Source organism: Streptomyces sp. NPDC020681 (assembly GCF_044334895.1).
Taxonomy (GTDB): Bacteria; Actinomycetota; Actinomycetes; order Streptomycetales; family Streptomycetaceae; genus Streptomyces.
On sequence record NZ_JBIRTX010000006.1, the window covers coordinates 448444 to 473365 of the forward strand.

At 70.3% G+C, this 24922-nt stretch carries 25 protein-coding genes and 1 riboswitch; of the genes, 18 read left to right on the plus strand and 7 right to left on the minus strand.

Annotation, left to right across the window (positions count from 1 at the left end; all coding sequences use genetic code 11):
* Window positions 1–2 precede the first annotated feature (2 nt).
* Window positions 3–458, plus strand: coding sequence for an Lrp/AsnC family transcriptional regulator (locus ACH4YL_RS17955; protein WP_398508282.1), 456 nt, complete (start codon window positions 3–5; stop codon window positions 456–458).
* Between the two features lie 111 nt (window positions 459–569).
* Here the strand turns inward: ACH4YL_RS17955 and ACH4YL_RS17960 are convergent, their stop codons facing one another.
* Entirely contained in the window at window positions 570–1145 is a 576-nt protein-coding gene (locus ACH4YL_RS17960) for a Repetin (RefSeq protein ID WP_398508283.1), read from the minus strand.
* Between the two features lie 332 nt (window positions 1146–1477).
* Here ACH4YL_RS17960 and ACH4YL_RS17965 point away from each other — a divergent pair, with 332 nt between their 5' ends.
* Together ACH4YL_RS17965 and ACH4YL_RS17970 are read left to right on the plus strand one after the other, a co-directional pair.
* Window positions 1478–2266 carry a carbon-nitrogen hydrolase family protein gene (locus tag ACH4YL_RS17965; protein ID WP_398508284.1) on the plus strand — a complete coding sequence of 263 codons (789 nt, stop codon included), beginning with the start codon at window positions 1478–1480 and terminating at the stop codon, window positions 2264–2266.
* A gap of 59 nt (window positions 2267–2325) precedes the next feature.
* Window positions 2326–4023 carry a flavin monoamine oxidase family protein gene (locus ACH4YL_RS17970; RefSeq protein ID WP_398508285.1) on the plus strand — a complete coding sequence of 566 codons (1698 nt, stop codon included), beginning with the start codon at window positions 2326–2328 and terminating at the stop codon, window positions 4021–4023.
* A 65-nt stretch (window positions 4024–4088) separates the two neighbouring features.
* Here ACH4YL_RS17970 and ACH4YL_RS17975 read toward each other — a convergent pair whose 3' ends face one another.
* On the minus strand, window positions 4089–4766 hold the full coding sequence (locus ACH4YL_RS17975) for a DUF5995 family protein (RefSeq protein ID WP_398508287.1): 678 nt from the start codon (window positions 4764–4766) through the stop codon (window positions 4089–4091).
* 225 nt (window positions 4767–4991) lie between these two features.
* Here ACH4YL_RS17975 and ACH4YL_RS17980 point away from each other — a divergent pair, with 225 nt between their 5' ends.
* On the plus strand, window positions 4992–6275 hold the full coding sequence (locus tag ACH4YL_RS17980) for an alginate lyase family protein (RefSeq protein WP_398508288.1): 1284 nt from the start codon (window positions 4992–4994) through the stop codon (window positions 6273–6275).
* 67 nt (window positions 6276–6342) lie between these two features.
* On the opposite strand, the gene ACH4YL_RS17985 is transcribed toward ACH4YL_RS17980, so the two are convergent.
* Window positions 6343–7554 (minus strand): MFS transporter, encoded by a 1212-nt coding sequence (locus ACH4YL_RS17985; protein ID WP_398508290.1) that lies wholly within the window; start codon window positions 7552–7554, stop codon window positions 6343–6345.
* Window positions 7555–7653: 99 nt separating this feature from the next.
* Here ACH4YL_RS17985 and ACH4YL_RS17990 point away from each other — a divergent pair, with 99 nt between their 5' ends.
* Window positions 7654–8880 (plus strand): ROK family transcriptional regulator, encoded by a 1227-nt coding sequence (locus ACH4YL_RS17990; RefSeq protein ID WP_398508291.1) that lies wholly within the window; start codon window positions 7654–7656, stop codon window positions 8878–8880.
* Here ACH4YL_RS17990 and ACH4YL_RS17995 read toward each other — a convergent pair.
* Window positions 8843–9601 carry an SDR family oxidoreductase gene (locus ACH4YL_RS17995; protein ID WP_398508293.1) on the minus strand — a complete coding sequence of 253 codons (759 nt, stop codon included), beginning with the start codon at window positions 9599–9601 and terminating at the stop codon, window positions 8843–8845. The two genes, ACH4YL_RS17990 and ACH4YL_RS17995, sit on opposite strands and share 38 nt — an antisense overlap.
* Window positions 9602–9861: 260 nt before the next feature.
* A riboswitch (FMN riboswitch) is annotated at window positions 9862–9992 on the plus strand.
* A 164-nt stretch (window positions 9993–10156) separates the two neighbouring features.
* Here ACH4YL_RS17995 and ribD point away from each other — a divergent pair.
* The 10 genes from ribD to ACH4YL_RS18045 all read left to right on the plus strand — a co-directional run bounded on the left by ribD (window position 10157) and on the right by ACH4YL_RS18045 (window position 18633).
* Entirely contained in the window at window positions 10157–11260 is a 1104-nt protein-coding gene (gene ribD / locus ACH4YL_RS18000; protein WP_398508294.1) for a bifunctional diaminohydroxyphosphoribosylaminopyrimidine deaminase/5-amino-6-(5-phosphoribosylamino)uracil reductase RibD, read from the plus strand.
* A gap of 2 nt (window positions 11261–11262) precedes the next feature.
* Window positions 11263–11871, plus strand: coding sequence for a riboflavin synthase (locus ACH4YL_RS18005; protein ID WP_398508295.1), 609 nt, complete (start codon window positions 11263–11265; stop codon window positions 11869–11871).
* On the plus strand, window positions 11868–12512 hold the full coding sequence (locus ACH4YL_RS18010; protein WP_398508296.1) for a nicotinamide riboside transporter PnuC: 645 nt from the start codon (window positions 11868–11870) through the stop codon (window positions 12510–12512). The genes ACH4YL_RS18005 and ACH4YL_RS18010 overlap by 4 nt, the downstream gene beginning before the upstream one ends.
* Complete coding sequence (locus ACH4YL_RS18015) at window positions 12509–13798, plus strand: bifunctional 3,4-dihydroxy-2-butanone-4-phosphate synthase/GTP cyclohydrolase II (protein WP_398508297.1); 1290 nt, start codon at window positions 12509–12511, stop codon at window positions 13796–13798. Before ACH4YL_RS18010 ends, ACH4YL_RS18015 begins: the two co-directional genes overlap by 4 nt.
* Before the next feature lie 51 nt (window positions 13799–13849).
* Window positions 13850–14335 (plus strand): 6,7-dimethyl-8-ribityllumazine synthase, encoded by a 486-nt coding sequence (ribH, locus tag ACH4YL_RS18020; RefSeq protein ID WP_398508298.1) that lies wholly within the window; start codon window positions 13850–13852, stop codon window positions 14333–14335.
* Between the two features lie 33 nt (window positions 14336–14368).
* On the plus strand, window positions 14369–14641 hold the full coding sequence (locus tag ACH4YL_RS18025; RefSeq protein WP_030951748.1) for a phosphoribosyl-ATP diphosphatase: 273 nt from the start codon (window positions 14369–14371) through the stop codon (window positions 14639–14641).
* Window positions 14642–14683: 42 nt separating this feature from the next.
* On the plus strand, window positions 14684–15532 hold the full coding sequence (hisG, locus tag ACH4YL_RS18030) for an ATP phosphoribosyltransferase (protein WP_398508299.1): 849 nt from the start codon (window positions 14684–14686) through the stop codon (window positions 15530–15532).
* Window positions 15533–15535: 3 nt separating this feature from the next.
* Entirely contained in the window at window positions 15536–16015 is a 480-nt protein-coding gene (locus ACH4YL_RS18035) for a PH domain-containing protein (protein ID WP_398508300.1), read from the plus strand.
* Window positions 16016–16213: 198 nt separating this feature from the next.
* Window positions 16214–17551 carry a hemolysin family protein gene (locus ACH4YL_RS18040; RefSeq protein WP_398508301.1) on the plus strand — a complete coding sequence of 446 codons (1338 nt, stop codon included), beginning with the start codon at window positions 16214–16216 and terminating at the stop codon, window positions 17549–17551.
* Window positions 17551–18633, plus strand: a complete 1083-nt coding sequence (locus ACH4YL_RS18045; protein ID WP_398508302.1) for a hemolysin family protein — start codon at window positions 17551–17553, stop codon at window positions 18631–18633. Before ACH4YL_RS18040 ends, ACH4YL_RS18045 begins: the two co-directional genes overlap by 1 nt.
* Window positions 18634–18643: 10 nt before the next feature.
* Here ACH4YL_RS18045 and ACH4YL_RS18050 read toward each other — a convergent pair whose 3' ends face one another.
* Both ACH4YL_RS18050 and ACH4YL_RS18055 read right to left on the minus strand, forming a co-directional pair.
* A complete protein-coding gene (locus tag ACH4YL_RS18050) occupies window positions 18644–20545 on the minus strand; it encodes an AAA family ATPase (RefSeq protein WP_398508385.1) in 1902 nt (633 codons plus the stop codon).
* A gap of 320 nt (window positions 20546–20865) precedes the next feature.
* Window positions 20866–21498, minus strand: coding sequence for a uridine kinase (locus ACH4YL_RS18055; RefSeq protein ID WP_398508303.1), 633 nt, complete (start codon window positions 21496–21498; stop codon window positions 20866–20868).
* Between the two features lie 159 nt (window positions 21499–21657).
* On the opposite strand from ACH4YL_RS18055, the gene ACH4YL_RS18060 reads away from it, so the two are divergent.
* Both ACH4YL_RS18060 and ACH4YL_RS18065 read left to right on the plus strand, forming a co-directional pair.
* Entirely contained in the window at window positions 21658–23037 is a 1380-nt protein-coding gene (locus ACH4YL_RS18060) for a peptidase C39 family protein (RefSeq protein WP_398508304.1), read from the plus strand.
* Between the two features lie 93 nt (window positions 23038–23130).
* Window positions 23131–23280, plus strand: coding sequence for an SCO1431 family membrane protein (locus ACH4YL_RS18065; protein ID WP_398508305.1), 150 nt, complete (start codon window positions 23131–23133; stop codon window positions 23278–23280).
* 13 nt (window positions 23281–23293) lie between these two features.
* On the opposite strand, the gene ACH4YL_RS18070 is transcribed toward ACH4YL_RS18065, so the two are convergent.
* Window positions 23294–24175, minus strand: coding sequence for a GNAT family N-acetyltransferase (locus tag ACH4YL_RS18070; RefSeq protein WP_398508306.1), 882 nt, complete (start codon window positions 24173–24175; stop codon window positions 23294–23296).
* A 69-nt stretch (window positions 24176–24244) separates the two neighbouring features.
* On the opposite strand from ACH4YL_RS18070, the gene ACH4YL_RS18075 reads away from it, so the two are divergent.
* Window positions 24245–24913 (plus strand): TetR/AcrR family transcriptional regulator, encoded by a 669-nt coding sequence (locus ACH4YL_RS18075; protein ID WP_398508307.1) that lies wholly within the window; start codon window positions 24245–24247, stop codon window positions 24911–24913.
* Window positions 24914–24922 lie beyond the last annotated feature (9 nt).

The following is a 24922-nucleotide window of genomic DNA, read 5'->3' on the forward strand; positions in this document are numbered from 1 at the left end:
TAGTGCGACTCAACGATCTCGACGAACGCATCGTCCACGCCCTCGCGGAGGACGCCCGCCGCTCCTATGCCGACATCGGCTCGATGGTGGGGCTGTCGGCTCCTGCCGTGAAGCGGCGGGTGGACCGGCTGCGCGAGGTGGGCGCGATCACCGGCTTCACCGTACGGGTGGACCCGGCGGCGCTCGGCTGGGAGACCGAGGGCTTCATCGAGATCTACTGCAGCCGCAACACCTCGCCCGAGGCGATCGAGCGAGGACTGAAGCGCTATCCGGAGATCGCGTCCGCCTCCACCGTCACCGGTGACGCGGACGCGATCGTCCAGGTCTTCGCGGCCGACATGCGCCACTTCGAGCGGGTGCTCGAACGGATCGCGGGCGAGCCGTTCGTGGAGCGCACCAAGTCGGTACTGGTGCTTTCGCCGCTGCTGCGACGCTACTCCTCGGGCTCGCCCGCCTAGGTCGTGTCCGCAAAGTCTCGCCTGGCATGCGACGCCCTCCGGGCGGACGGCGATACTTAGCGGACACTCCCTAGCGCCTGTCGTCCGGATCGGACGACAGGCCCTGGCCCGTCAGAACTTCGGGTTCCACGGCAGCACCTTGTAGTCGCCCGTGCCCGCCTTGACCTTCTCGAACGGCGCCGAGCCCACGCACTTCGGCAGGTCCGCAGTCTCCACCGGGCTGCCCGTGGAGGCCCAGCTGTAGCCGAGCCGGTCCTTTCCGCCCAGGTCGTGGACCGTGATGCCGACCCGCTTGCCCTTCGCGCCCTCCAGGTCGGAGTCGGTGATGACGCCGCTCACCACGGCGACCTTGCCGCCGGTCACCAGACAGTCGACCGTGGCCTCGGCCCAGGCGCCCTCGCCGTTCAGATAGTGGCTGAAGCGGAACGTGCCGGTGGCCTTGAGCGGGTCGGCGGTGTCCTTCGCGGCCAGATGCGCGTCGAAGGTGAAGGTGATGTCGTCGCCGAGCGACCGGTACAGCTTCGCGGAACCGGTGAGCGCCGCCGCCTCTCGCTGCTTGCCGTCGGCGGCCTCAAGGTCGCCGGACGCCACGGCGGACCCCGCGGCTCCGGCGGTGATCAGCAGTGCCGCGCCGATGGCGGCGATCTTCGTACGGCGGTGGATGTGAGGCTGGAAGCGAGACAGCATGTCGGACCTTTCGGCAGGTGAGCCGGACACGCATCACTGTTCCGCCGGGGCGCGCGCGGCACATCGCGCCAGGGACTGGACGGTCCCTCCGCCGGACGGCGGGGGAGCGGGCGCAGAGCCTGAGACCACAGCCGTAGCGCCGTATGACCATGGACTGACACCCACCCTGCTGACCTGGCACGACACAACCACGCAACGAATCACCACACCTGCCGTGGATTGCGCAACGGATCGGCCGTCGACGCGCAACGGTCGCGCCTTGTCCGGGGCCGAGCCCGGAACGTACCGTTCTAAACGTCTTCCTCACCCCTGCACACCGCCCGAGGTCAGCCATGCCCCCGCTGCGCACCGCCCTGCTCCAGAGTTCCGGCCGACCGGGCTCGGTCGCCGAGAACCTGAAGGTGCTCGACGATGCCGCACACCGTGCCGCGGCCTCCGGCGCCGTGCTGCTGGTCTGCCCGGAGATGTTCCTGACCGGATACGCGATCGGCGACGACGTGCCGCGGCTGGCCGAGCCCGCGGACGGCCCGGGAGCGACGGCCGTCGCGGAGATCGCCGCACGCCACGGCATCGCGGTCGGCTACGGCTATCCCGAGCGGGACGGCGAGCTGATCTTCAACTCGGCGCAGCTGATCGGACCCGGCGGCGACCGGCTCGCGAACTACCGCAAGACCCATCTCTTCGGCTGCTTCGAGCAGCAGTGGTTCACGCCGGGCGAGCAGCCCGTCGTCCAGGCGGAGCTCGACGGCGTCCGGATCGGCATGCTGATCTGCTACGACGTGGAGTTTCCGGAGAACGTCCGGGCGCACGCCCTGGCCGGCACCGATCTGCTGCTGGTGCCGACGGCGCAGATGCACCCGTTCCAGTTCGTGGCCGAGTCCGTCGTCCCGGTGCGGGCCTTCGAGAGCCAGATGTACATCGCGTACGTCAACAGGACAGGTCCGGAAGGCGAGTTCGAGTTCGTCGGACTCTCCTCACTCGCGGCGCCCGACGGTACGACCCGGGTCCGCGCGGGCCGCGGCGAAGAACTGGTCGTCGGCGAGGTGGATCCGGTGCTGCTCAGCGCCTCGCGCGAGGCCAATCCATATCTGCGCGACCGCCGCCCCGGCCTCTACGCCTGACTGATCTGACCGTCTCCCCGCTCGCCGCACACGCTTTCCCCGCAAGGAGTCCGTACCCCATGACGTCCACGGTGCCCACCACTGCTGTCCAGCACACCGACGAGCAGCCGCCGATCACCATGTTCGGTCCGGACTTTCCGTATGCGTACGACGATTTCCTCGCGCACCCGGCCGGCCTCGGCCAGATACCCGCGACCGAGCACGGCACGGAGATCGCCGTCATCGGCGGTGGGCTCTCCGGCGTCGTCGCCGCGTACGAGCTGATGAAGATGGGCCTGAAGCCGGTCGTCTACGAGGCGGACCGGATCGGCGGCCGGCTGCGCACCGTCGGCTTCGAGGGCACCGACACGGACGAACTGTCCGCCGAGATGGGCGCGATGCGCTTCCCGCCGTCCTCCACCGCGCTCCAGCACTACATCGACCTGGTGGGCCTGACCACCACGCCGTTTCCCAACCCGCTCGCGCCCTGCACCCCGTCGACCGTCGTCGACCTCAAGGGCGAGTCGCACTACGCCGAGACCATCGCCGACCTTCCGCAGGTCTACCGCGATGTGATGGAAGCCTGGAACGCCTGCCTGGAGGAGGGCGCGGACTTCTCCGACATGAACCGCGCCATGCGCGAGCGCGATGTGCCGCGCATCCGCGAGATCTGGGCGAAGCTGGTCGAGAAGCTCGACAACCAGACCTTCTACGGCTTCCTGTGCGAGTCGGAGGCGTTCAAGTCCTTCCGGCACCGCGAGATATTCGGCCAGGTCGGCTTCGGCACCGGCGGCTGGGACACCGACTTTCCCAACTCCATCCTGGAGATCCTGCGCGTCGTCTACTCCGAGGCCGACGACCACCACCGCGGCATCGTCGAAGGCAGCCAGCAGCTGCCGCTGCGGCTGTGGGAGCGCGAGCCGGAGAAGATCGTGCACTGGGCGCAGGGCACGTCGCTGAGCTCCCTCCATGAGGGCGACCCGCGCCCGGCCGTGACCCGGCTGCACCGCACGGCCGGCAACCGGATCACCGTCACCGACTCGTCGGGCGACATCCGTACGTACCGGGCGGCGATTTTCACCGCGCAGTCCTGGCTGCTGCTGTCCAAGATCGCCTGCGACGACTCGCTCTTCCCGATCGACCACTGGACGGCGATGGAGCGCACCCACTACATGGAGTCGTCCAAGCTCTTCGTCCCGGTGGACCGGCCGTTCTGGCTGGACAAGGACGAGGTCACCGGGCGCGACGCGATGTCGATGACGCTCACCGACCGGATGACCCGCGGCACGTACCTGCTGGACAACGGCCCGGACAAGCCTGCGGTCATCTGCCTCTCGTACACCTGGTGCGACGACAGCCTGAAGTGGCTGCCGCTGTCGGCGAACGAGCGCATGGAGGTCATGCTCAAGTCGCTCGGCGAGATCTATCCGAACGTCGACATCCGCAAGCACATCATCGGCAACCCGGTGACGGTGTCCTGGGAGAACGAGCCGTACTTCATGGGCGCGTTCAAGGCGAACCTGCCCGGCCACTACCGCTACCAGCGGCGGCTGTTCACCCACTTCATGCAGGACGGGCTGCCCGAGGACAAGCGCGGCATCTTCCTCGCGGGCGACGACATCTCCTGGACGGCGGGCTGGGCCGAAGGCGCGGTGCAGACCGCGCTGAACGCGGTGTGGGGCGTGATGCACCAGCTCGGCGGCACGACCGACGAGACCAACCCCGGCCCGGGCGACCTCTACGACGAGATCGCGCCGGTCGAACTGCCGGAGGACTGAGCCCGGCACTGAGCTTCCGTCCGGTGCCGGCCGCGATCCGGCCGGCACCGGACGGTTTCAAAGCATCAGGGCCAGGGCGTGAGCAGACAGCGCCCGACGAGCCCGACACCCGTGTCCAGCCGCTCGGTGAACTCCTCGGCCAGGCCCGGAAGTTCTCGTACGCCCCACAGCAGCCGCGCCGCCGACCACGCGCCGTCGCGGGCCCGGTCCAGGCTCCAGGAACCCAGCAGATGGGTGAGCGGATCGGCGATCGCCAGCAGGTCGGGGCCCGGCATCAGATCCTCGCGGATGCGCTCCTCCAGCAGTGTGAGGATGTCCCCCACGCGGTCGAACTCGCCCTCGAGATCGGCCGGTTCGCACCCCAGTGTCCGGCAGCTGTCCACCACGGCGAGCGCCAGGTCGTGCCCGATGTGCGCGTTGATTCCGGCGAGCGCGAACTGCACGGGACGGACGCCCGGATGGCGGCGGTACTGGAACAGCGGCCGCCAGCAGGCCGGCGGGCGGTGGCCCGCTGCCGCCGCGTCCACCGCCGTCAGATAGCGCCGGGCGAAAAGGACGTCCAGGGTGACTGCGGCGCGCCGGTCCGGGAACTCGCCGCCGTCGATGCGCCGGTCGATCTCCTCCGTCACGGCGAGGTAGACGCGGTTGAAGACGGCCACTCCGTCCGTGGCCGGCCAGTCGGCGCGGAAGGAGTGCATCCGCTCCACCACGGTGTCGACCGGGCTCTGTTCCGTCTGCGCCATCCCTGCAGGGTCCCAGCCGGTGCGCTCATGACGCGGTGACCGGCCGGGTGTTCGCCGGAACGGAGGACGGTGCGGCGCGCCTGCGGGCGCGGGCGGTCGGCGGTGCGGGCGGTCCGGAGTCCCATCCGTGAATCCTGCGCGCGGCATTGTCACTCGTACCTGGCGGCCCTACGCTCACACGGTCCCGTTCATGAATCTCGTTCATATATCTGATGGGAGCGTTCGATGACCGGAAGACCCCGACGGCGTCTGGGCGTTGTGCTCACCGCGGTCGCCGCCTGCGTCGCCGTCCTGGTGCCGATCGCGTCGTCCCAGGCCGCCACGTCCGGGACCCGCCAGCCGCCGAAGACCGCGGTGATCGACGGAAAACGGCTCCAGCAGGCCAAGCAGCGGCTCGCCGACGGAGATCCCGCACTGCGCAGGGCGGCCGCGGATCTGGTCGTACGCGCGGACGGCTGGCTCGGGCAGGGCCCCTGGACCGTTGTCGACAAGCCCAAGCCCGCGCCGAGCGGCGACGTCCACGACTATCTGAGCCAGGCGCCGTACTGGTGGCCCTCGCAGCCCAAGACCCCGGAGAATCCCTGGGGTTGTCCGTACATCCAGCGCGACGGCGAGCGCAATCCCGAGGTCGACACGGGCACCGACCGTCCCGACATCGGCAAGGTGGTCAACTCGGCCACCACGCTGAGCCTCGCCTGGTACTACACCGGCAAGAAGCAGTACGCCGAGCACGCGGCGAAGGTGCTCCGCACCTGGTTCGTGGATCCGGCGACGCGGATGAATCCCAACCTGAACCACGGTCAGTTCATCCCGTGCAAGTACGACGGCAGGGCCATCGGCATCATCGACTTCTCGCAGATGTACACCAGCGTGCTGGACGCCATCGCGATCCTCGACACCGGCGCGCCCGGCTGGAGCAAGGCCGACAGGACGGGCATGCGGGCCTGGAACGTCTCCTTCCTGGACTGGCTGGTGAACAGCAAGTTCGGCAAGGAGGAGGCCGCGGCGAAGAACAATCACGGTACGTTCCACGACATGCAGGTCGCCGCGCTCGCCGTCGCGACCGGAGACAAGGCGCTGGCCCGCAAGGTCGTGCTGGACGCCCGCGCCAAGCGGATCGACCCGCAGATAGCCGCCGACGGGAGCCAGCCTCAGGAACTCGCCAGAACCCGCAGCTGGCACTACTCCACGTTCGATCTCGTCGCGTACACCCGGCTCGCGGCGATCGGCAAGAACGTCGGCGTGGACCTGTGGTCCTATCAGGGCCCGCAGGGGCAGAGCCTGTTCAAGGCGGTCGACTATCTGCTGCCGGCCGCGACGGGAGCGGCCCAGTGGCCGCATCCCGAGCTGGAGTTCTACCGGTACGCGGCGACCGATGTCGTCCACGCGGCGGCCGACGCGGGTGACCGCAAGGCCAAGGCGGCGGTCCCGAAGCTCCAGGCCCCGCCGGGCGGCGACCTCTGGGCACTGCGGCCGGCGGCCGAACAGCTCGACTCGATCGCGGGCTGAGACCCGCGGCCCGGTGGCTGCCGGGCCGCTCGTGCACCGCGGCACGCGGTCCTGGACCTGTGAAGGTTCAGGGCCGCGGGGCCGACACCGTCTCCGCCGGCGCGGACTTTGCGCTCTCACGGCCCGCCGAGCGCAGCACACCCGCGCCCACGACCAGGCCGAACGCCAGCGCCGTCACCAGGCCGAAGGAGACCACCAGGCTCGAGGCGTCGGCGACCGCGCCGATCGCCGACGGGGCGATCAGGCCCGAGGTGTAGGTGATCGTCGCGACGCCCGCGATCGCCTGGCTGGGCCGCGGCCCACTGCGTCCGGCCGCCGCGAAGGCCAGCGGCACGACAACCGCGACGCCGAGCCCGATACATCCGAAGCCGGTCATCGCGAGCGCCGGATGCGGCGCCAGGACCACCAGCAGACCGCCCGCGGTCGCCAGCACACCGCCCGCCCGCACCGTGCGCACCGGGCCGAAGCGGTCCACGATCCGGTCGCCGGCCAGCCGCGCCACCGCCATCGTCAGCGCGAACGCCGTGGTGGACGCGGCCGCGAGACCGGCCGAGGTGTCCATCACGTCCCGCAGATACACCGCCGACCAGTCCAGGCTCGCGCCCTCCGCGAACACCGCGCAGAACCCGATCGCGCCGATGGCCAGCGCCGACTTCGGCGGCAGCGCGAACCGTGGCGGCGGCTCCTCGTCGTCCGCGCTGCGCAGATCCAGTACGCCCTGACAGGCCACCAGCCCCAGAACCGTGAGCGTCACGGCCGCCAGCGCGTGATGCAGCCGTGCGTCGCTGCCGAGGTGCGCTGCGAGCGTGCCGCCGGCCGATCCGATCAGCGCGCCGGCGCTCCACATGCCGTGCAGTGAGGACATGATCGAGTGGTCGAGACGGTTCTCGATCTCCACGCCCAGCGCGTTCATCGCGACGTCCGACATGCCCGCCGATGCGCCGAACACGAACAGTGCCGCACACAGCGTCAGCAGATTCGGTGCGAGCGCCGGCAGGATCAGCGCGAGCGTCCACAGGGCGAGCAGGCCGCGCAGGGCGTTCCGTGCGCCGAAGCGATGGCTGACCGCGCCCGCCAGCGGCATCGCCACGGACGCACCGAGCGCCGGGAAGGCGAGTGCGAGCCCGAGCTGTCCGGCGCTGACCGCGGCATGGTCCGCGATCCACGGGATCCGGGTGGCGAAGCTGCCGGTGACCGCGCCGTGCACACAGAAGACCGCGGCGACTGCGTACCGCGCGCGCTTCAACTCCCGCTGCCCGAAGGCCACTTCGACCGCCATGCCCTACCCTCCCGGGTCTCCTGCCGTGTACCTCGCGTAAACTATCAGGAACCCTCCCTGATAAATAGTAGGCCAAGGGTGATCTGGAAGGATTCCGGCATGCCCGCATCTCCGAGCACCGCCCGGGTCATCAACGACCGGCTCGCACTCCAACTGCTCCAGCGCGAAGGCCCGTTGACGGCCGGGCAGCTGAAGACCATGACCGGACTCTCCCGTCCCACCGTCGCCGATCTGGTGGAACGGCTCCAGGGCTCCGGCCTGATCCAGGTCGTCGGTGAGACCGGAGCGGAACGCCGTGGCCCCAACGCCCGGGTCTACGGGATCGTCGCCGACCGTGCGCACCTCGCGGCCCTCGACGTACGCACCCACGGTGTGTCCGTTGTCGTCGCCGATCTGCTCGGCGTCACGCTGGCCGAGGCCTCGCTGCCGATCAGCAGCGACACCGGCACCGAACCCGCCGTCGAACAGGCGGTCGCGCTGCTGGAGCGGACCGCGCGGGAGGCGGGCGCGGCCCGGCTGCACAGCGTCGGCATCGGAGCGCCCGGTCTGATCGACCCCGTCAGCGGCGAACTCCGCGACTCCAGCGGCCTGCCCGCCTGGCACCGCCGGCTCGTCGCCGAGCTTCAGCAGCGGCTGCCCGCGCGGGTCGTCGTGGAGAACGAGACCAATCTGGCGGCCGTCGCGGAACAGCGCGCCGGAGCGGCCCGTGACCGCGACACCTTCGTCTTCCTGTGGCTCGGCCACGGTGTCGGCGCGGCGCTCTTCCTCGACGGCAGGCTGCGGCGCGGCGCGTCGGGCGGCGCCGGCGAGATCGGCTTCCTGCCGGTGCCCGGCACGGGCGGCCTGCCGTCCGCGGTCGACTGCGGCGGCGGCTTCCACTCACTGGCCGGGTCGGCGGCGGTCTGTGCGCTGGCCGAGGAGCACGGAATCCGTGTGGACCGCGGCGGACAGGGTCCGGCCGCCGCGGCGCTGGTGCGCACGGCCGTCGCGGCCGGCCACGACGACTTCCTCGACGCCCTCGCCCACCGCCTCTCGCTCGGCGCGGCCGCGGTCGCCTCGGTACTCGACCCGGGCTGCGTGGTCCTCGGCGGCGAGGTCGGTCACGCGGGCGGCACGGATCTGGCCGCGCGGGTCGAGTCCCGCCTCGCCGCCCTCACTCCGCTGCGCACCCAGGTCCGGGCGGGCGAGCTGGGCGGCTCGGCGGTGCTTCACGGTGCGTTGCTCACGGCGCGCGAGGCGGCCCAGGAGGAGCTCTTCGCACCGAATGCCCGACCCGCGGAGCCCCGGCTCACTTCGGCCGGTGCTCCAGGAACCGCTCGAACGTGACCTTGCCGACCGCCCGTTCGGGCGTCAGATGCCCGCCCGCCCGGAAGCCCGCGTACGCCTTGCCGGCCATCCGTACCGGCAGGATCCGGCGGCGACGGCCCGCGGCCCGCAGATACGCGCCTGCCAGATCGTCCAGCGTGCGGACCTCCGGACCGCCCATGTCCTCGACCCGGCACGCCGGCGCGCCGACCGCCAACTCCGCCAGCCGGTCCGCCACTTCGCCCGTGTCGATGGGCTGAACGCTGACCCCGGACGGCAGCGGCAGCACCGGCAGCCTGGCCGCGCCCGACACCAGCCGCAGCACCAGATCGTGGAACTGGGTCGTCCGCAGTACCGTCCAGCCGGGGCCGCCCGAGTCTCCGGCCCGCTCGATCAGCTGCTCGACCCTGCGCTTGGCGCCGTAGTAGCCGAGTGGAACCCGGTCCACGCCGACGATCGAGATATAGACCAGATGGGGGACCTGGGCCCGCTGGGCCGCCGAGAGCAGATGACCGGCCGCCGTGTCGTCGCCGCCGCGCGGGGACGTGGCGCAGTGGACGATCACGTCGACGCCCTCCACCGCCGCGTCCAGCCGGTCCAGGCCCATGCCTTTGCGCAGATCGACGGCGTACGGCTGTGCGTGGCGGCTGAGCACCCGGACCTCGTGCCCGTTGTTTCGCAGCCGGTCCGTCAGCAGGCTGCCCAGCGTTCCCGTGCCGCCCGTCACCAGGATTGATGTCATGGCATCAGCCTGCCAGAGGCGTCCGAAGCCCGACGGCGGCAAGGGCCGGGACTCCGCCGCCGGGCGGTCGACATCCCGCGGGGGGAGTGCGGCAGAGACTAAAAGGACTAGACCAGTGCGTCAATAGTGCGGAAGGAGCCGCAGCTCAGGGCCCCGAACCGGCCATGGTTCAGGCCCGGTTCGGATACTTGTGAGTCACCACACAGCATTCACCCGCATGGCCCACGGCGAGCCGTGGCACACTGGCCCTGTATCAGCAGCAGCGCACTCCGGGGTCGGTGCAATTCCGAACCGGCGGTTACAGTCCGCGACCCGTCCGCATCCAGCGGCCGGTTGACCAGGTGAAATTCCTGGACCGACGGTTAAAGTCCGGATGGGAGGCAGTGCGCGGCGGGCAGCCCATGCGGGCCGTCGGCCGTTGTGGCTGATCGCCTTCGCGGGACATCCGCGGCGATCGGTTCCGTCGGCCTCGGTATTTCCCGTACGGCGTTGTTCCCGCTCTCTGTCGTCATCGACAGGCCCCGGAGTCCGTGCCCGAAGAGGCAGGAGGACCCGGTGGCAACCGCAGCCGACATCGCCGCCATGCGCCGAGCCATCGAGCTCGCCGCCCGCGGACTCGGCTCCACCAGCCCCAACCCGGTCGTCGGATGTGTCATCACCGATGCCTCCGGACAGGTGGTGGGCGAAGGCTTCCACCAGCGCGCCGGCGGTCCGCACGCCGAGGTCCACGCACTGCGCGCCGCGGGCGACCGCGCCCGGGGCGCCACCGCGTACGTCACGCTCGAACCCTGCAACCACACCGGCCGCACCGGCCCCTGCGCCCAGGCGCTCGTCGAAGCCGGTGTCAGCCGCGTCGTCCACGCGGTCGGCGACCCGAACCCGCAGGCCACCGGCGGCGGCGACACCCTGCGCGCCGCGGGCGTCCAGGTCGAGTCGGGCCTGCTCGCCGACGAGGCGCAGGCCGGCAACATCGCCTGGCTCACCTCCGTACGCCTCGGCCGGCCGTACGTCCGGTGGAAGTACGCCGCCACGCTCGACGGCCGCATCGCCGCGCGGGACGGCACCAGCCGCTGGATCAGCTCCGCCGAATCCCGCGCCGACGTCCACCGGCTGCGCGCCGAGGCGGATGCCGTCGTGGTCGGCTCCGGCACCATGCGGGCCGACGACCCGCACCTCGCCGTCCGGGGCATCGAAGGCGCGCCCCAGCCGCTGCGCGTCGTCGTCGACACCGAGGCCACCGCCGTCAAGCCCGGCGCCCGCGTCCTCGACGACGCCGCGCCCACGCTGGTGGCCATCGCCGAAGACGCCGAGACCGACCTCGCCGAAGCCGTCGTCGTACGGCTGCCGCGTGCCGAGCGCGGCCTGTCCGTACCGGCTCTGCTCGCCGCTCTGCACGAGCGCGGCGTGCGCTCCGTACTCCTGGAGGGCGGTCCGACGCTCGCCGGCGCCTTCGTCGCCGCGGGCGCCGTCGACACCGTGACCGGCTATCTCGCTCCCGTGCTCCTCGGCGCCGGTCCGAGCGCACTCGGCGACGCCGGAATCTCCACCATCACCGAGGCGTTGCGCCTCGACGTGACCGAAGCCGTGCGTATCGGCCCCGATCTCCGTATCACCGCCACTCCCACCGTCCCTCCGTCCGCCACTTCAAAGGAGCGCTGAGCGTGTTCACCGGAATCGTCGAAGAGCTGGGTGAGGTCACCGCCGTGGAGGAGCTCGGCGACTCCTCCAGGTTCCGACTGCGCGGGCCCGTCGTCACCGAAGGCGCCAAGCACGGCGACTCCATCGCCGTGAACGGCGTCTGCCTCACCGTCGTCGACCTCGAGGACGGCGAGTTCACCGCCGATGTGATGGCCGAAACGCTCAACCGTTCCAGCCTCGGCGCGCTCGGCGCCGGATCCCGGGTCAATCTGGAACGTCCGATGGCCGTCGGCGACCGGCTCGGCGGACACATCGTCCAGGGTCACGTCGACGGCACCGGCACCATCGTCGAGCGCAAGCCTTCCGAGAACTGGGAGATCGTGAAGGTCTCGCTGCCCGCCGACCTCACCCGCTATGTGGTCGAGAAGGGCTCCATCACCGTCGACGGCGTCAGCCTCACCGTGGTCGACGCCGGCCCCGACTACTTCACCATCAGCCTCATCCCCACCACCCTCGCCCTGACCACGCTCGGCATCAAGCAGCCCGGCGACCCGGTCAACCTCGAGGTCGACGTCATCGCCAAGTACGTCGAGCGGCTGCTCGGCCCGAGCACTCGGGAGAGCGCGAAGTGAGCGCCGTCGACTGGCTCAACGCCGAGGCCTTCACGGTCTTCGACCAGCACATCAAGTGGTCGGACATGATCGGCAACAGCATCGGCCTGCTCGCTCTCGCGCTCGGCTGGCGGCGCTCGATCTGGACCTGGCCCGCGCAGTTCGCCTCCGGCGTCATCCTGCTGGTCGCGTTCTCCTCGGCCCATCTGACCGGCAGCGCCGGCAAACAGGTCGTGGTCATGGCCGTCGCCGCGTTCGGCTACTGGCAGTGGACCCGCGGCCGGCAGCAGGCTCAGGACGGCTCCATCGCGGTCCGCTTCGCCACCTGGCGCGAGCGCGGCTTCCTCGTCGCCGGCGCGGCCGTCGGAACGCTCGCCGTCGGCGGCCTCTTCACGCTCTACCCGTCCCTGTCCTGGGACCCCTGGCCCGACGCGTACATCTTCGTCGGCACGCTCGTCGCCATGTACGCACAGGCACGCGGCATGGTCGAGTTCTGGTTCGCCTGGCTGCTCGTCGACCTCGTCGGCGTGCCGCTCAACTTCGCCAACGGCTTCGCCTTCTCCGGCTTCGTGTATGTCATCTACGGCGCGCTCGTCCTGTGGGGCATGCGCGACTGGTGGCTGCGATCCCGTACTCCTGCCCTGGAAGGAGCGGCAGCATGACTGCACTGCCCACCTGGTACTCGACCGACAACGTAGAGGACCTCGCCCTCGACCCGGTCGAACAGGCCATCCGCGACATCGCGGCGGGACGGCCCGTCGTGGTCGTCGACGACGAGGACCGCGAGAACGAGGGCGACCTCGTCATCGCCGCCGAGAAGGCCACACCCGAGATCATCGCCTTCATGATGAGCGAGTGCCGCGGACTGATCTGCGCGCCCATGGAAGGCGACGAGCTGGAGCGGCTCGAACTGCCGCAGATGGTCGACCACAACACCGAGTCGATGCGGACCGCCTTCACCGTCTCCGTCGACGCGGGCCCGGCATACGGCGTCACCACCGGCATCTCCGCCGCCGACCGCGCCACCACCCTCCAACTGCTCGCCGGCGGCAAGGCCGAGGCCGGCGACTTCGTACGGCCGGGCCATGTCTTCCCGCTGCGCGCCAAGCCCGGCGGTGTGCTGGTGCGCAACGGCCACACCGAGGCCGCCGTCGACCTCGCCCGGCTCGCCGGGCTCCGCCCGGCCGGCGCGATCGTCGAGATCGCGGGCGAGGACGGCGTGATGCTGCGGCTGCCCGAGCTGATCCCGTTCGCCCGCAAGCACGGCCTGACGATCATCTCCATCGAGGACCTGATCGCCTACCGCCGCTCGTCCGAGCCGACGGTCAAGCGGGAGGCGGAGGTCAACCTGCCCACCGCGCACGGGGCGTTCACGGCGTACGGCTACCGCTCCACCGTCGACGGCATCGAGCATGTCGCGCTCGTCCACGGCGACATCGGTGACGGCGAGAACGTCCTCGTGCGTGTCCACTCCGAGTGCCTGACCGGCGACATCTTCCACTCGCTGCGCTGCGACTGCGGTCCGCAGCTCCAGGCGTCCATGGAGCACATCACCGAGGAGGGCCGAGGCGTCGTGGTCTATCTGCGCGGCCACGAGGGCCGCGGCATCGGCCTGCTGTCCAAGCTGCGCGCATACGAACTCCAGGAGCGCGGCCGCGACACCCTGGACGCCAACCTCGAACTCGGCCTGCCCGCCGACGCCCGGGACTACGCGGCCGGCGCGCAGATCCTCGAGGACCTCGGCGTGCGCAGCCTGCGGCTGATGACCAACAACCCCGACAAGATCACCGCGCTCGTCCGGCACGGCCTCACGGTCCACGGCCGCGAGGCCATGCCCGTCCAGGCGGGCGAGCACAATCTCCGGTACCTGCGCACCAAGCGGGACCGGATGGGCCACGACCTGCCGTGGCTCGACCCCGCCGGCACCTCCGCCTGCGGCAACCAGTAAGAACCGATCACTTCAGCAACTCGTACACACGCAACACCGGCAAGGAGAGAGATGAGCGGCAAGGGCGCGCCCGAACTGAGCGTGAAGAACTGCGGTGACCTCCGGGTGGCCGTCATCGCGGCCCAGTGGCACGAGCAGGTCATGGACGGGCTCGTGGACGGCGCACTGCGCGCGCTGCACGAGCTCGGCATCGACGAGCCGACGCTGCTGCGCGTCCCCGGCAGCTTCGAGCTTCCGGTGGTCGCCAAGGTGCTGGCGGGCCGCGGCTATGACGCGATCGTCGCGCTCGGAGTCGTCATCCGTGGCGGCACTCCGCACTTCGAGTACGTGTGCCAGGGCGTGACCCAGGGCCTCACCAAGGTCTCCGTCGACAGCGGCGTGCCGATCGGCTTCGGCGTACTGACCTGCGACACCGAGCAGCAGGCCCTCGACCGTGCCGGTCTGGCGGGCTCGAACGAGGACAAGGGGCACGAGGCCGTCACCGCCGCCGTGGCGACCGCGACCATCCTGCGTTCAGTATCTGAACCCTGGCGCTGAGGCGAGGCCACTTCCGCGTAGGGTGGGACCACCATGTCCAAGAAGACTTTCGAGGAGCTCTTCACCGAGCTCCAGCACAAGGCCGCCAACGGCGATCCCGCCACCTCACGCACCGCCGAGCTGGTGGACAAGGGCGTTCATGCCATCGGCAAGAAGGTCGTCGAAGAGGCCGCCGAAGTGTGGATGGCCGCCGAGTACGAGGGCAAGGAAGCCGCCGCGGAAGAGATCTCCCAGCTGCTGTACCACGTCCAGGTGATGATGGTCGCCCGCGGGATCTCGCTCGACGACGTCTACGCCCACCTCTGAGCACAGCCCCTCAAGTACGCACGAACAAAGGAAGCCCGTCTCATGCTGCGCATCGCCGTCCCCAACAAGGGTTCACTCTCCGGACCTGCGGGGGAGATGCTCCATGAGGCGGGTTACCAGCAGCGCAAGGACTCCAAGGAGCTCGTGCTCGTCGACCCCGAGAACGAGGTCGAGTTTTTCTACCTGCGCCCCCGCGACATCGCGATCTATGTCAGCTCCGGCCGTCTCGACATCGGCATCACCGGCCGCGATCTGCTGCTCGACTCGGGCGCCAACGCCGAGGAGATCCTCCAGCTCGGCTTCGCCCGCTCCACCTTCCGCTACGCCACCAAGCCCGGCACGGCCGACGGTGTCGCCGACTTCGGCGGAATGACGATCGCCACCTCCTACGAGGGCATCGTCGCCAAGCACCTCGCCGACAACGGCATAGACGCCTCCGTGGTCCACCTCGACGGTGCCGTCGAGACCGCCATCGAACTCGGTGTCGCACAGGTCATCGCCGATGTCGTGGAGACCGGCACCAGCCTGCGCAACGCGGGCCTCGAAGTCATCGGCGAGCCGATCATGAAGTCCGAGGCGGTGGTCATCCGCCGCACCGGCGCGGACGCGGAGGACCCCAAGGTCCAGCAGTTCCTGCGCCGCCTCCAGGGCGTCCTGGTGGCGCGCTCGTACGTGATGATGGATTACGACTGCCGGGTCGAGCACCTCGAGAAGGCCGTGGCCCTCACCCCGGGCCTCGAGTCGCCGACCATCTCCCCGCTGCACCACGAGGGCTGGGTCGCCGTCCGTTCCATGGTCGCCGCCAAGGAGGCGCAGCGGATCATGGACGATCTGTACGACCTCGGCGCCCGCGCCATCCTCACCACGGCCATTCACGCCTGCAGGCTCTGAGGGATGCCCGACACCATGCCCGCTCCCGCGCCCCAAGTCCCCGCGCTCCCCGTCACGTTCAGGCCGACCCGTACCCGGATCGTCCTGCTGACCGTGGGCGCGGCGATGTTCGCCGTGATCACCGCCGTCGCGCTGCTGCTGGAGAAGCTGAACGCCGGGGAGCGGAGCAGTTTCATCCTCACCGCGCTGCTCTTCTCCGGCGTACTGGCCCTGCTCAGCCGGCCGAAGGTGGTCGCCGACGAGGACGGCGTCACCGTGGTCAACCTCACCCGCACCCGTCGCCTCCAGTGGGCGGAGATCGTCCGTGTCAACCTCCGTCCGGGTGACCCCTGGGTTTTCCTCGATCTGAGCGACGGAACCAGCCTGCCTGTGCTGGGCATCCAGCCCGGTATCGCCAAGGAAAAAGCGATCGGCGACGCCCGCGCACTGCGTGCGCTCGCGGAGAGCCGCGGTACCCGCTCCGACGGCCAAGAGGCCCGCTGAACGCATCCGCGGCCATGCCCCTGCCACGCGGACCGCTGTCTTGACTACTCTGGTGACGGTGGCGCCCAGTGCGCCCCGTCCCGCATCTCTCGGCCCGCAGCGGCCCGCGGGGCTCCTGCGACCCGAGGAGTGACTCCCTCCAGCAATGGACGGATCGTCCGGTAGTACCTGCGCCGCCCCCTCCCAGGAGGCGGCGGCATGATCATCCCCCTGCTGCTGCTTGCCGCAGCGTTCCTCCTGATCCTCGCCAACGGCTTCTTCGTGGCGGCCGAGTTCGGCCTTGTCACGGTGGAGCGGCCCGAAGCCGAACGCGCGGCCGCCGAAGGCGACCGCCGCGCCCGCCGCGTGGTCAAGGCGCTGCGGGAGCTCTCCTTCCAGCTGTCCGGCACCCAGCTCGGCATCACCATCACCTCGCTCGTCGTCGGCATGCTCGCCGAACCGGCGCTCGCCCAGCTGCTCGACGGGCCGCTGACCGCGACCGGACTGCCCGAAGGGGCCGTCCCCGGGGTCGCGGTGGTCATCGGGATGCTGCTCGCCTCCGCCGTCCAGATGGTGATCGGCGAGCTGGTCCCCAAGAACTGGGCCGTGTCCCGGCCGTTGCAGGTCGCGCGGTTCGTCGCCGGACCGCAGCATCTGTTCTCCACCGTCTTCCGCCCGGTCATCACCCTGCTGAACGCCGTCGCCAACCGTCTCGTACGGCTGCTGGGAGTCGAGCCGACCGATGAGCTGGCATCCGCCCGCACCCCGGGCGAGCTGGTCTCGCTGGTGCACCACTCGGCGCGGGCCGGGACTCTGGAGCAGGACACCGCCGATCTGTTCGTACGGACGATCTCGCTCGGCCATCTCACGGCGCAGCATGTGATGACCCCGCGCGTGAAGATGAGCGCCCTGCAGAGCGACGCCACGGCGGCCGACGTCCTCAACCTCACCCGGGCCACCGGTCTCTCGCGGTTTCCCGTCTACCGGGAGCGCATCGACGAGGTCGTCGGCATGGTGCATCTGAAGAACGCGCTCGCGGTGCCGCCCGACGCCCGGACGCGCACCCCGGTGGACCAGATCGCCGTCCCGCCGCTGCTGGTGCCCGAGACGCTGCCCGTCCAGCAGTTGCTGGAGCGGCTGCGCAGCGAGCAGCCCATCGCCGTGGTCGTCGACGAGTACGGCGGCACGGCCGGAGTGGTCACCCTCGAGGACATCATCGAGGAGCTCGTCGGCGAGGTACGCGACGAGCACGACGCCGAGGCCGACGCCCAGCCCGAACTCGCGTCCGTCGCCGCGGAGGACGGCAGGCCGGCCTGGGAGGCCGACGGCAGCTGCCGCGTGCTCACCCTGCGCCGGATAGGCCTCGATGTGCCCGACGGTCCGTACGAGACGGTCGCCGGACTCGTCGCCGATCTGCTGGGCCGCATTCCCGCGCCCGGCGACCACGCCGAACTGCCCGGCTGGCGGCTCTCGGTGCGCCAGGTGGACCGCTATCGCGCCGAGCGGGTGCGCCTGGTGCGCACCGCCGACGTCCCGGCCGTGACGGAGGCCGCGTGATGAGCGTTCTCCAACTCGCGTTCGCGATACTGCTGGTGCTGGCGAACGGCTTCTTCGTGGGAGCCGAGTTCGCGCTCGTCTCCGTACGCCGCAGCCAGATCGAACCGCTCGCGGCCGCCGGATCGTCGCGGGCCCGCCAGGTGCTGCACGGCCTGGAGAATCTGCCGCAGATGATGGCGGCCGCACAGTTCGGCATCACCATCTGCTCGCTGACCCTCGGCGCGGTCGCCGAGCCGACCGTCGCTCATCTGCTGGAGCCGGTCTTCCACGCGGCCCATGTGCCCGAGGGGCTGATCCATCCGCTCGGCTATGTGATCGCGCTCGCCGTCGTCGTCTTCCTGCATCTGGTGATCGGCGAGATGCTCCCGAAGAACCTGGCCATGGCGGCACCCGAGAAGACATCGCTCTGGCTCAGCCCGGGACTCGTCGCCTTCGCCCGGCTGTGCCGGCCGGTCACCGCGGGCCTCGGCGCCTGCGCCCGGCTGGTGCTGCGGGCCTTCCGCGTGGAGCCCAAGGACGAGGTGGAGGCGGTCTTCACCAGCGAGCAGCTGAACCGGCTCGTCGAGGACTCGGGCCAGGCCGGGCTGCTGGAGCCGGCCGAGCAGGAGCGCCTGGAGGACGCCCTCGAGCTGGGCAGCCGCCCGGTCACCGACGTGCTGATCGCGCGCTCCATCCTGGTGACGGTCCCGCCGTCGGTCACCCCGCGGCAGATCGAGGAGCTGACGGTACGCACCGGCTACTCCCGCTTTCCCATCTGCGCGGGCGGCACGGGTCCGTTCATGGGCTATCTCCACGTCAAGGACGTCCTCGACCTGGAGGAGCGTGAGCGGGCAGTGCCGCAGCAGATCTGGCGGCCCATGGCCACGCTGCGGTCCGAACTGCCGCTGGACGACGCCCTCACCGTGATGCGCCGCGCCGCCACCCATCTCGCCCAGGTCGCGGACGCTTCCGGGCGGGTGCTGGGGCTGGTCGCCATGGAGGACGTGCTGGAGATGCTGGTCGGGGAGGTACGCGACCCGGCCCACCGGATCACGGTGCCGCGGACGGCGCAGACGACGCTCGACACGGCACTCGTCGGCTGAGCGTCGGCTCTCAGCCGAGCGGAGGGTCCTGAGGGCCGCGGTCCAGCGGACCGCGGCCCGACAGGACCTCGCCGTACGCCTGCATCAGATCGGGCAGCCGGAGTGTGGCGAGGTCCTCGCGGCTCGGTGTGCCCGGGTATCCGGACAGCCGCAGATCGCGGTACGCGCAGCTCTTCTCGTACAGCGTGCGCAGAAAGCGTCCGTTGCCGAGTTCGTCGATCCAGCTCTGGTCGACCACATGGCCGCTGATGGAGCGCAGCTCCTCGCGGGACTCGTCGTCCCACAGATCGCCGTTCTCCGCTGCCAGCACCTCGCCGATCGCGGTCAGTTCGAGCGGCCGGTACGAGGGGAAGTCGACGCGGGTCGTGAAGCGCGAGGAGAGGCCGGGGTTGGTGGCCAGCAGGCGGTCCATGCCCTCCGGATAGCCGGCCAGGATGACCACCAGATGGTCGCGGTTGTCCTCGGCCCGCTTCAGCAGCACCTGCAGGGCCTCGTCGCCGTACGCGTCGCCTTTGGTGTAGCCGGTGTTGGAGAGGGAGTACGCCTCGTCGACGAAGAGCACACCGCCGAGCGCCGAGTCGATCAGCTCATTTGCCTTGACCGCGGTCTGGCCGAGGAACTCGCCGACCAGATCCGACCGTTGGGCCTCCACCAAATGGTCGCCGCCGAGCAGGCCCAGTGCGTAGAAGACCCGGCCCAGGATGCGGGCGACGGTGGTCTTGCCGGTGCCCGAGGGGCCCGAGAAGACGAAGTGGCGTTTGGGCGGCTGGACCGGCAGTCCCTTGCCGGCTCTGAGGCGGGCCATCTTCAGCTGTGCCGAGAGCGCCTTGACCTGCCGCTTCACCGGCTCCAGGCCCACCATCCGCTCCAGCTCGGCAAGCGCCTCCTCGAGCAGCGCCGGGTCGGTCGGGCCGGCCGGGAACAGCTGCGGCGCCGGCTGTGCCGGTATCACCGCCTTCTGCCGGATGCCCTCGGGCGGCAGGGTCGGCCCGCTCGGCACGGAGCCCGGGACCTGGGTCTGCGGATCGAGTCCGACGCGCGCCTCGGCCGAAAGCCCGTCGCCCTCCGCCTGCGCGTCCACCACGTCCTGGCCGAATCCGGCCAGCGAGACGGCGGCAAGACCGCCCGACTCGTCGTACCCGTCGATCCCGTCGTAGTCCGCGATGGCCGCGAGCCGTGCGGAGGTGTCCATGAAGGCCGGATCGATACGGTGCACGGCGCGGTACAACGGCAGGGCGGCCGCGCTCCGGCCGGTGCCCTCGTGCGCCCTGGCCAGCCAGTACCGCAGCTCCTTGCGCTGCGGCTGCTCGCTGCGGCAGCGCATCAGGGCCGCGGAGAGCAGCGGCTCGGCCTGCCCGTACATCTCGAGCCGCACCCGGGCCATGCCGCCGAACAGCCCGGCCTCGATGCCCAGCAGCGGATCGTTCACCAGCGGCTCGGTGTGCCGTACGAGCTGCTCCCAGTCCTTGACCAGATAGGCCCGGCAGGCGTGCAGAAAGCGGACCTGGGGATCGGCGTCGACCGGCGGCAGTCCGGCGAGCGCTCGGTCCAGCTCGGGCACATGGCGGCCGTCGAGCCAGTGCGAGGCGTGTGCCAGTAAGAGATCGCGCGGGCTTTCCAGCACCGGCTGGACCCACCAGCCCAGCCAGTACCAGGAGTTGAGGGTGCGTCGGTGGCGGGCGCGCTGCTCGCCGAAGCGCTCGCGGTTGCGGAACATCCGCAGCAGCGCGGTCGTGGTGTCGACGCGCAGCGCATGCAGTCCGAGCCAGCCGTCGGCCATCCCGGGGTCCAGTCGCACGGCGGTCCGGAACTCCTCCTCCGCCTGCGGATACGCCCCCATGGTGTATGCGTCCACGCCGCGAACCCAGGCGAGGTCGGCCGGGGCCGGTGCGCCCTGCGTGCCGATGTCCATCAGGTCCCCCACATCAACGCACTGAACCGCCTTGCCGTGGACGGGAATTGACCCCACAGGGGTGCATCGTACCTGCGCAAAGAGGTTGCGACTAAGGGCACAACAAGGGATCCGGTGGCCGTGACCGAGGGTAAGCGGAAGGCTGCGGGGCACGCCGGCGAAGTGGGGGAGAGGACAGAACGAAGCCCCCGATCACGGGGGAACAACCGGGGGCTTCGCGTCTGCGGCGGCTTCGGAAAGCCGCACATTGAGAACGTAAGACCTGTACGCCCCGTCGGTCAAGAAGAGTTGAGGCACTCTTGAGTCCGATTTCCGACTGGTCAGTATGGGGGTTTGAGGCGGTCACCGTCTGTGATGATCTGGTTCTGGCGCGCTGTCGCAGAAGGCCCCGGCAGCACCTCGTATCCCTGTGGAAACTCGCGTACCAGCGAATCTGCGTGCGAACGCGAGGGATCGACAGCGAAATGGCGTGTCTCCGCCATCGTCCATTCGTCCCAGAAGGCGGACAGCTCGGTTCCGTCCCGGCGGCGGCCGCGCTGCCAGGACTCCTCGGCGTCTCTCTCCATCCACAGCAGCCACGCCAGATACGGACGCAACTCCCGGCGCCCCGACCCCACGCCTTCGACGAGCACGACCGGGGCCGGCTCAAGCGTGCGCGGCGCGGTGAAGCGGCGCAGATTCCAGTCGTACGGCTCGTACCGCGCGGCCCTGCCCTGCGACAGCGGTTCGATCACCTGGGCCAGCATCCGACCGGTCCACTCGAAGAGCTCCTCGTGGCTGGCCAGATCGTCGAGATGCAGCACCGGCACGTCGTCGCCGAGTGCCGCCGCGAGCCGCGCGGCGAAGGTGCTCTTGCCGGATCCGGCGTGGCCGTCCACCGCGATCAGGCGCACCGGACCGCAGGAAGGCGGCAGCGCGCGCAGTCCCTGAGCCGGCCGCTCGAGGTCGTCCATCCGGCCACCCTAACCAGGGTCGCGTGCCGCACCGCAGGTCACGCCAGTGGTCAAGACCAATATTGGTGGCACGACGCGAGCTCAAGACGCTGGCAGAAGCCGGCCGGAACCCGCGATAGTTGCCCCAGTCGCCTGACGCGCACCTGACTTGGGGGTCCCATGGCCAGACCGACTTCGCGCAGAACCGTGCTGAGCGCCGCGATCGCGGCAGCGGCGGGTGCGGGCGCACTCTCCTCGTCCGCGGTACCGGCCGCCGCCGTCCCGCCCCGCGATGCCCGGGCCACGGCGGGCGCCCGCCGTAGCGCGGCCGCGACCGTGGACAACCACTTCTGGACCTCGTACACCGACTGGCGCTGCGGCACGGCGTCCGGTGTCCGCGCGGTTTCCGGCCCCAGGCCCGGCGTCGTCATCGCGAGCCCCGCCGGCCGCACCGACTACAGCGATCCGCACACCGGGCAGACCGCGGCCTGGGAGTACGCCACCTGGACCTCACCGGTGCACACCGCGCGAGTGCCCGCCACCGAGGTGATCGCCTCCTGGAACGCGCAGACCCCGGCCGGCACCTGGCTCCAGGTCGAGCTGCGCGGGCGCTACTCCGACGCCACCGAGACCCCGTGGTTCGTGATGGGCCGCTGGGCGGCGGGCGACGGCGACATCAAGCGCACCTCGCTCGACGACCAGACCGACGGCAAGGCCACGATCTGGACCGACACTTTCTCCGTGGACGACGCGGCGAGCGGGCTGCGGCTGCGCACGTACCAGCTGCGGCTCACGCTGTACCGCAAGCCCGGCACCAGCCTCACGCCGACCGTGTGGCGGATCGGCGCGATGGCCTCGGACGTCCCGGACCGGTTCACGGTGCCGGCCTCTTCGCCGGGGCTCGCTCGCGAGCTGCCGGTGCCGCGCTATTCGCAGAACACGCATGTCGGCCAGTACCCGGAGTACGACAACGGCGGCGAGGCCTGGTGCAGCCCCACCTCCTCGCAGATGATCGTCGAGTACTGGGGTCGCGGGCCCACCGCTCAGGATCTGGCCTGGGTCAATCCGGAATTCGCCGACCCGCAGGTCTGCCACGCGGCCCGCTTCACCTTCGACCACCAGTACAACGGCTGCGGAAACTGGCCCTTCAACGCCGCCTACGCCTCGACCTATAGCGACATGAACGCGGTCGTCACCCGGCTCTCCTCGCTCGCCGACCTGGAATCGCTGATCCGGGCCGGCATCCCGGCCATAACGTCGCAGTCCTTCCTCAAGGAGGAGCTGACCGGCGCGGGCTACGGCACCTCCGGGCATCTGATGACCGTGATCGGCTTCACGGCCGACGGCGACGTGATCGCCAACGATCCGGCTTCGCCGAGCAATGAGGCCGTGCGCCGCGTCTACAAGCGCGCGGAGTGGGAGACGATCTGGCTCCGGACCAAGCGCTACAACGCGAGCGGGAAAGTGGTGTCCGGCACAGGAGGCGTCTGCTACCTGTACTGGCCCGAGCGCCCGACCGCCGCGCAGAGCAAGGCCCTCGCGGCCCTCGGCATCCGCTGACGCGCCGGACGCGCTCCGGGGGGAGTGACGTACGTCTCTACCCCCGGAGCCGGCCCGCTGGCACTGTGGTCGGATCACCGAAGGAGACGCACCATGACCTCGACCGCTGCCACCGCCGACCGCGCCGGGACCCGCACCCGGACCGGCGGCCCCGAGGACGGCTCCAATGTCCTCGAGCACGTCCTCGGCTGGACCCTGGTCGTCGTCCTCGCCATGTTCGTCACACAGCTCGGCCTGATCTAGGGCCTGTCGTTGCTCACAGATCGAGCTGGTACTCGAACGACGTGTGCGTCGGCGCATAGCCGAGCCGGTCGTTGATCCGCCGCATGTGCGTGTTGCTGTCGGCGGTGTCGGTGAGCAGTCCGCCCAGCTCCGGATACCGCTCCCGGGCCTGCCGTACCGACTCGGCCTTCATCCAGCGGCCGAGGCCGTGGCCCCGGTGCTCCGGCAGGACTCCGGTGCCGTAGTGCTGTCCGTCGCCGCGGCCGCCGCCCGGTACGACCAGTTCCGTGAATCCGGCGATCGAGCCGTCCGACTCGTCGACGGCGACGACGGTGTGCAGCAGATCGCCCCGCGCCTCGATGGCCCGCGCGGCGGCCCGCACCCGGTCCACGTCCCAGCTCACCGTGCCGTAGTCGGTGTCGTCCATCGGCATGTCGTCCATGGCACGTCGCGAGCCGGCGAAGGTCTCGGCGAACTCGTCCGGGACGGTGCCCTGCCACGAGCGCAGCCGGTATCCGGGACGCGGCTGCTCGATGTCCTTCGCGAGCGCCGCGAGGTCCACATCGGCGAGCGGCAGCCGGGCGTAGGTCAGCGTGAGGACCTTGCGGAAGCCCCGGGCCGCGAGAAAGGCGTCGCCGGGAGTGCCGGCCTCGGCCTGGGCGACGACGCTGCGCCTGCCGTCCTTGCGGGCACTGTCCACGGCCGCGTCGAGCAGGCGTGAGCCGAACCCGCGACGCCTCTCGGCCGGATGGACCTCGACGGTCAGCTCGGTCAGATGCTCCTGCCCGGCGTCGGTGAAAAGGCGCAGAAATGCGGATCCGACGGGATGGCCGTCCGCCTCCGACGCGAGCCATGCCAGCCGGTACGAGGTCGCAGAACGATCAGGGTCGGTCAGCGGTGTGATGCGAAGCGACAAGGTGTCTCCGTTGTGAGGTTGCCTGCCATACTGCGGAGATCCTGTGGGAGTTGGAGACTAGGGCGCAATTTGAATAATAGTCAACAGCGTGGCGCGACCGAAAGATCCCAAGTTCGCCGCGTTGAACTCATCGCAACCGGGCGGAAGTTGTTCGCCGACACCTCGTACGACGCACTGTCGATGGACGACATCGCCAAACACGCGGGGGTCGCAAAGGGGTTGATCTACTACTACTTCAAGAGCAAACGCGGCTACTACCTCGCCATCATCGAGGACTCCGTGGCCGACCTCGTCTCGGGCGCGGCCAGTGACACCGAACTGCCGCGTGGCCAGCGCGTACAACGCACTGTCGACGGATATCTGCGCTATGCCCAGCACCATGAGGCCGCCTTCCGCACCATAGTCACCGGGGGCGTCGGCTTCGACACCCAGGTGCAGTCGATACGCCACGCGGTCCGCGAGGAGCTGATCGCCACCATCGCCGAAGGCGCGTACGGCCGACGGGACATCCCCATGGTCGCCAGGCTCGCGCTGCTCGGCTGGCTCAGCAGCGTCGAGGGCATCACGCTCGACTGGCTCGGCCACCAGGAGCTGGACCGCGAGACCGTCTGCGCGCTGCTGATGCGGATGCTGCGGGGGACCCTCGGCACCATCGAGGAGTTCGAGCCCGCGTGCCCCCAGCCGCCGCGTGAGCCGATGCCGCCGCCCTACCCGCAGCCCGCACCGGTCGAGGCATGACGCGAGGGC

Excerpts from the sequence above, each read along its gene's own strand:
- ACH4YL_RS18025 (WP_030951748.1), top strand. The coding sequence starts at position 14,369 with ATGTCCAAGAAGACTTTCGAGGAGCTCTTCACCGAGCTCCAGCACAAG.
- ACH4YL_RS17970 (WP_398508285.1), top strand. The coding sequence starts at position 2,326 with ATGACGTCCACGGTGCCCACCACTGCTGTCCAGCACACCGACGAGCAG.
- ACH4YL_RS17965 (WP_398508284.1), top strand. The coding sequence starts at position 1,478 with ATGCCCCCGCTGCGCACCGCCCTGCTCCAGAGTTCCGGCCGACCGGGC.
- ACH4YL_RS17980 (WP_398508288.1), top strand. The coding sequence starts at position 4,992 with ATGACCGGAAGACCCCGACGGCGTCTGGGCGTTGTGCTCACCGCGGTC.
- ACH4YL_RS18045 (WP_398508302.1), top strand. The coding sequence starts at position 17,551 with ATGAGCGTTCTCCAACTCGCGTTCGCGATACTGCTGGTGCTGGCGAAC.
- ACH4YL_RS18050 (WP_398508385.1), bottom strand. The coding sequence starts at position 20,545 with ATGGACATCGGCACGCAGGGCGCACCGGCCCCGGCCGACCTCGCCTGG.
- ACH4YL_RS18040 (WP_398508301.1), top strand. The coding sequence starts at position 16,214 with ATGATCATCCCCCTGCTGCTGCTTGCCGCAGCGTTCCTCCTGATCCTC.
- ACH4YL_RS18035 (WP_398508300.1), top strand. The coding sequence starts at position 15,536 with ATGCCCGACACCATGCCCGCTCCCGCGCCCCAAGTCCCCGCGCTCCCC.
- ACH4YL_RS18055 (WP_398508303.1), bottom strand. The coding sequence starts at position 21,498 with ATGGACGACCTCGAGCGGCCGGCTCAGGGACTGCGCGCGCTGCCGCCT.
- ACH4YL_RS17960 (WP_398508283.1), bottom strand. The coding sequence starts at position 1,145 with ATGCTGTCTCGCTTCCAGCCTCACATCCACCGCCGTACGAAGATCGCC.
- hisG (WP_398508299.1), top strand. The coding sequence starts at position 14,684 with ATGCTGCGCATCGCCGTCCCCAACAAGGGTTCACTCTCCGGACCTGCG.
- ACH4YL_RS18015 (WP_398508297.1), top strand. The coding sequence starts at position 12,509 with ATGACTGCACTGCCCACCTGGTACTCGACCGACAACGTAGAGGACCTC.
- ACH4YL_RS18065 (WP_398508305.1), top strand. The coding sequence starts at position 23,131 with ATGACCTCGACCGCTGCCACCGCCGACCGCGCCGGGACCCGCACCCGG.
- ACH4YL_RS17990 (WP_398508291.1), top strand. The coding sequence starts at position 7,654 with ATGCCCGCATCTCCGAGCACCGCCCGGGTCATCAACGACCGGCTCGCA.
- ACH4YL_RS17995 (WP_398508293.1), bottom strand. The coding sequence starts at position 9,601 with ATGACATCAATCCTGGTGACGGGCGGCACGGGAACGCTGGGCAGCCTG.
- ACH4YL_RS18060 (WP_398508304.1), top strand. The coding sequence starts at position 21,658 with ATGGCCAGACCGACTTCGCGCAGAACCGTGCTGAGCGCCGCGATCGCG.
- ACH4YL_RS17985 (WP_398508290.1), bottom strand. The coding sequence starts at position 7,554 with ATGGCGGTCGAAGTGGCCTTCGGGCAGCGGGAGTTGAAGCGCGCGCGG.
- ACH4YL_RS17975 (WP_398508287.1), bottom strand. The coding sequence starts at position 4,766 with ATGGCGCAGACGGAACAGAGCCCGGTCGACACCGTGGTGGAGCGGATG.
- ribH (WP_398508298.1), top strand. The coding sequence starts at position 13,850 with ATGAGCGGCAAGGGCGCGCCCGAACTGAGCGTGAAGAACTGCGGTGAC.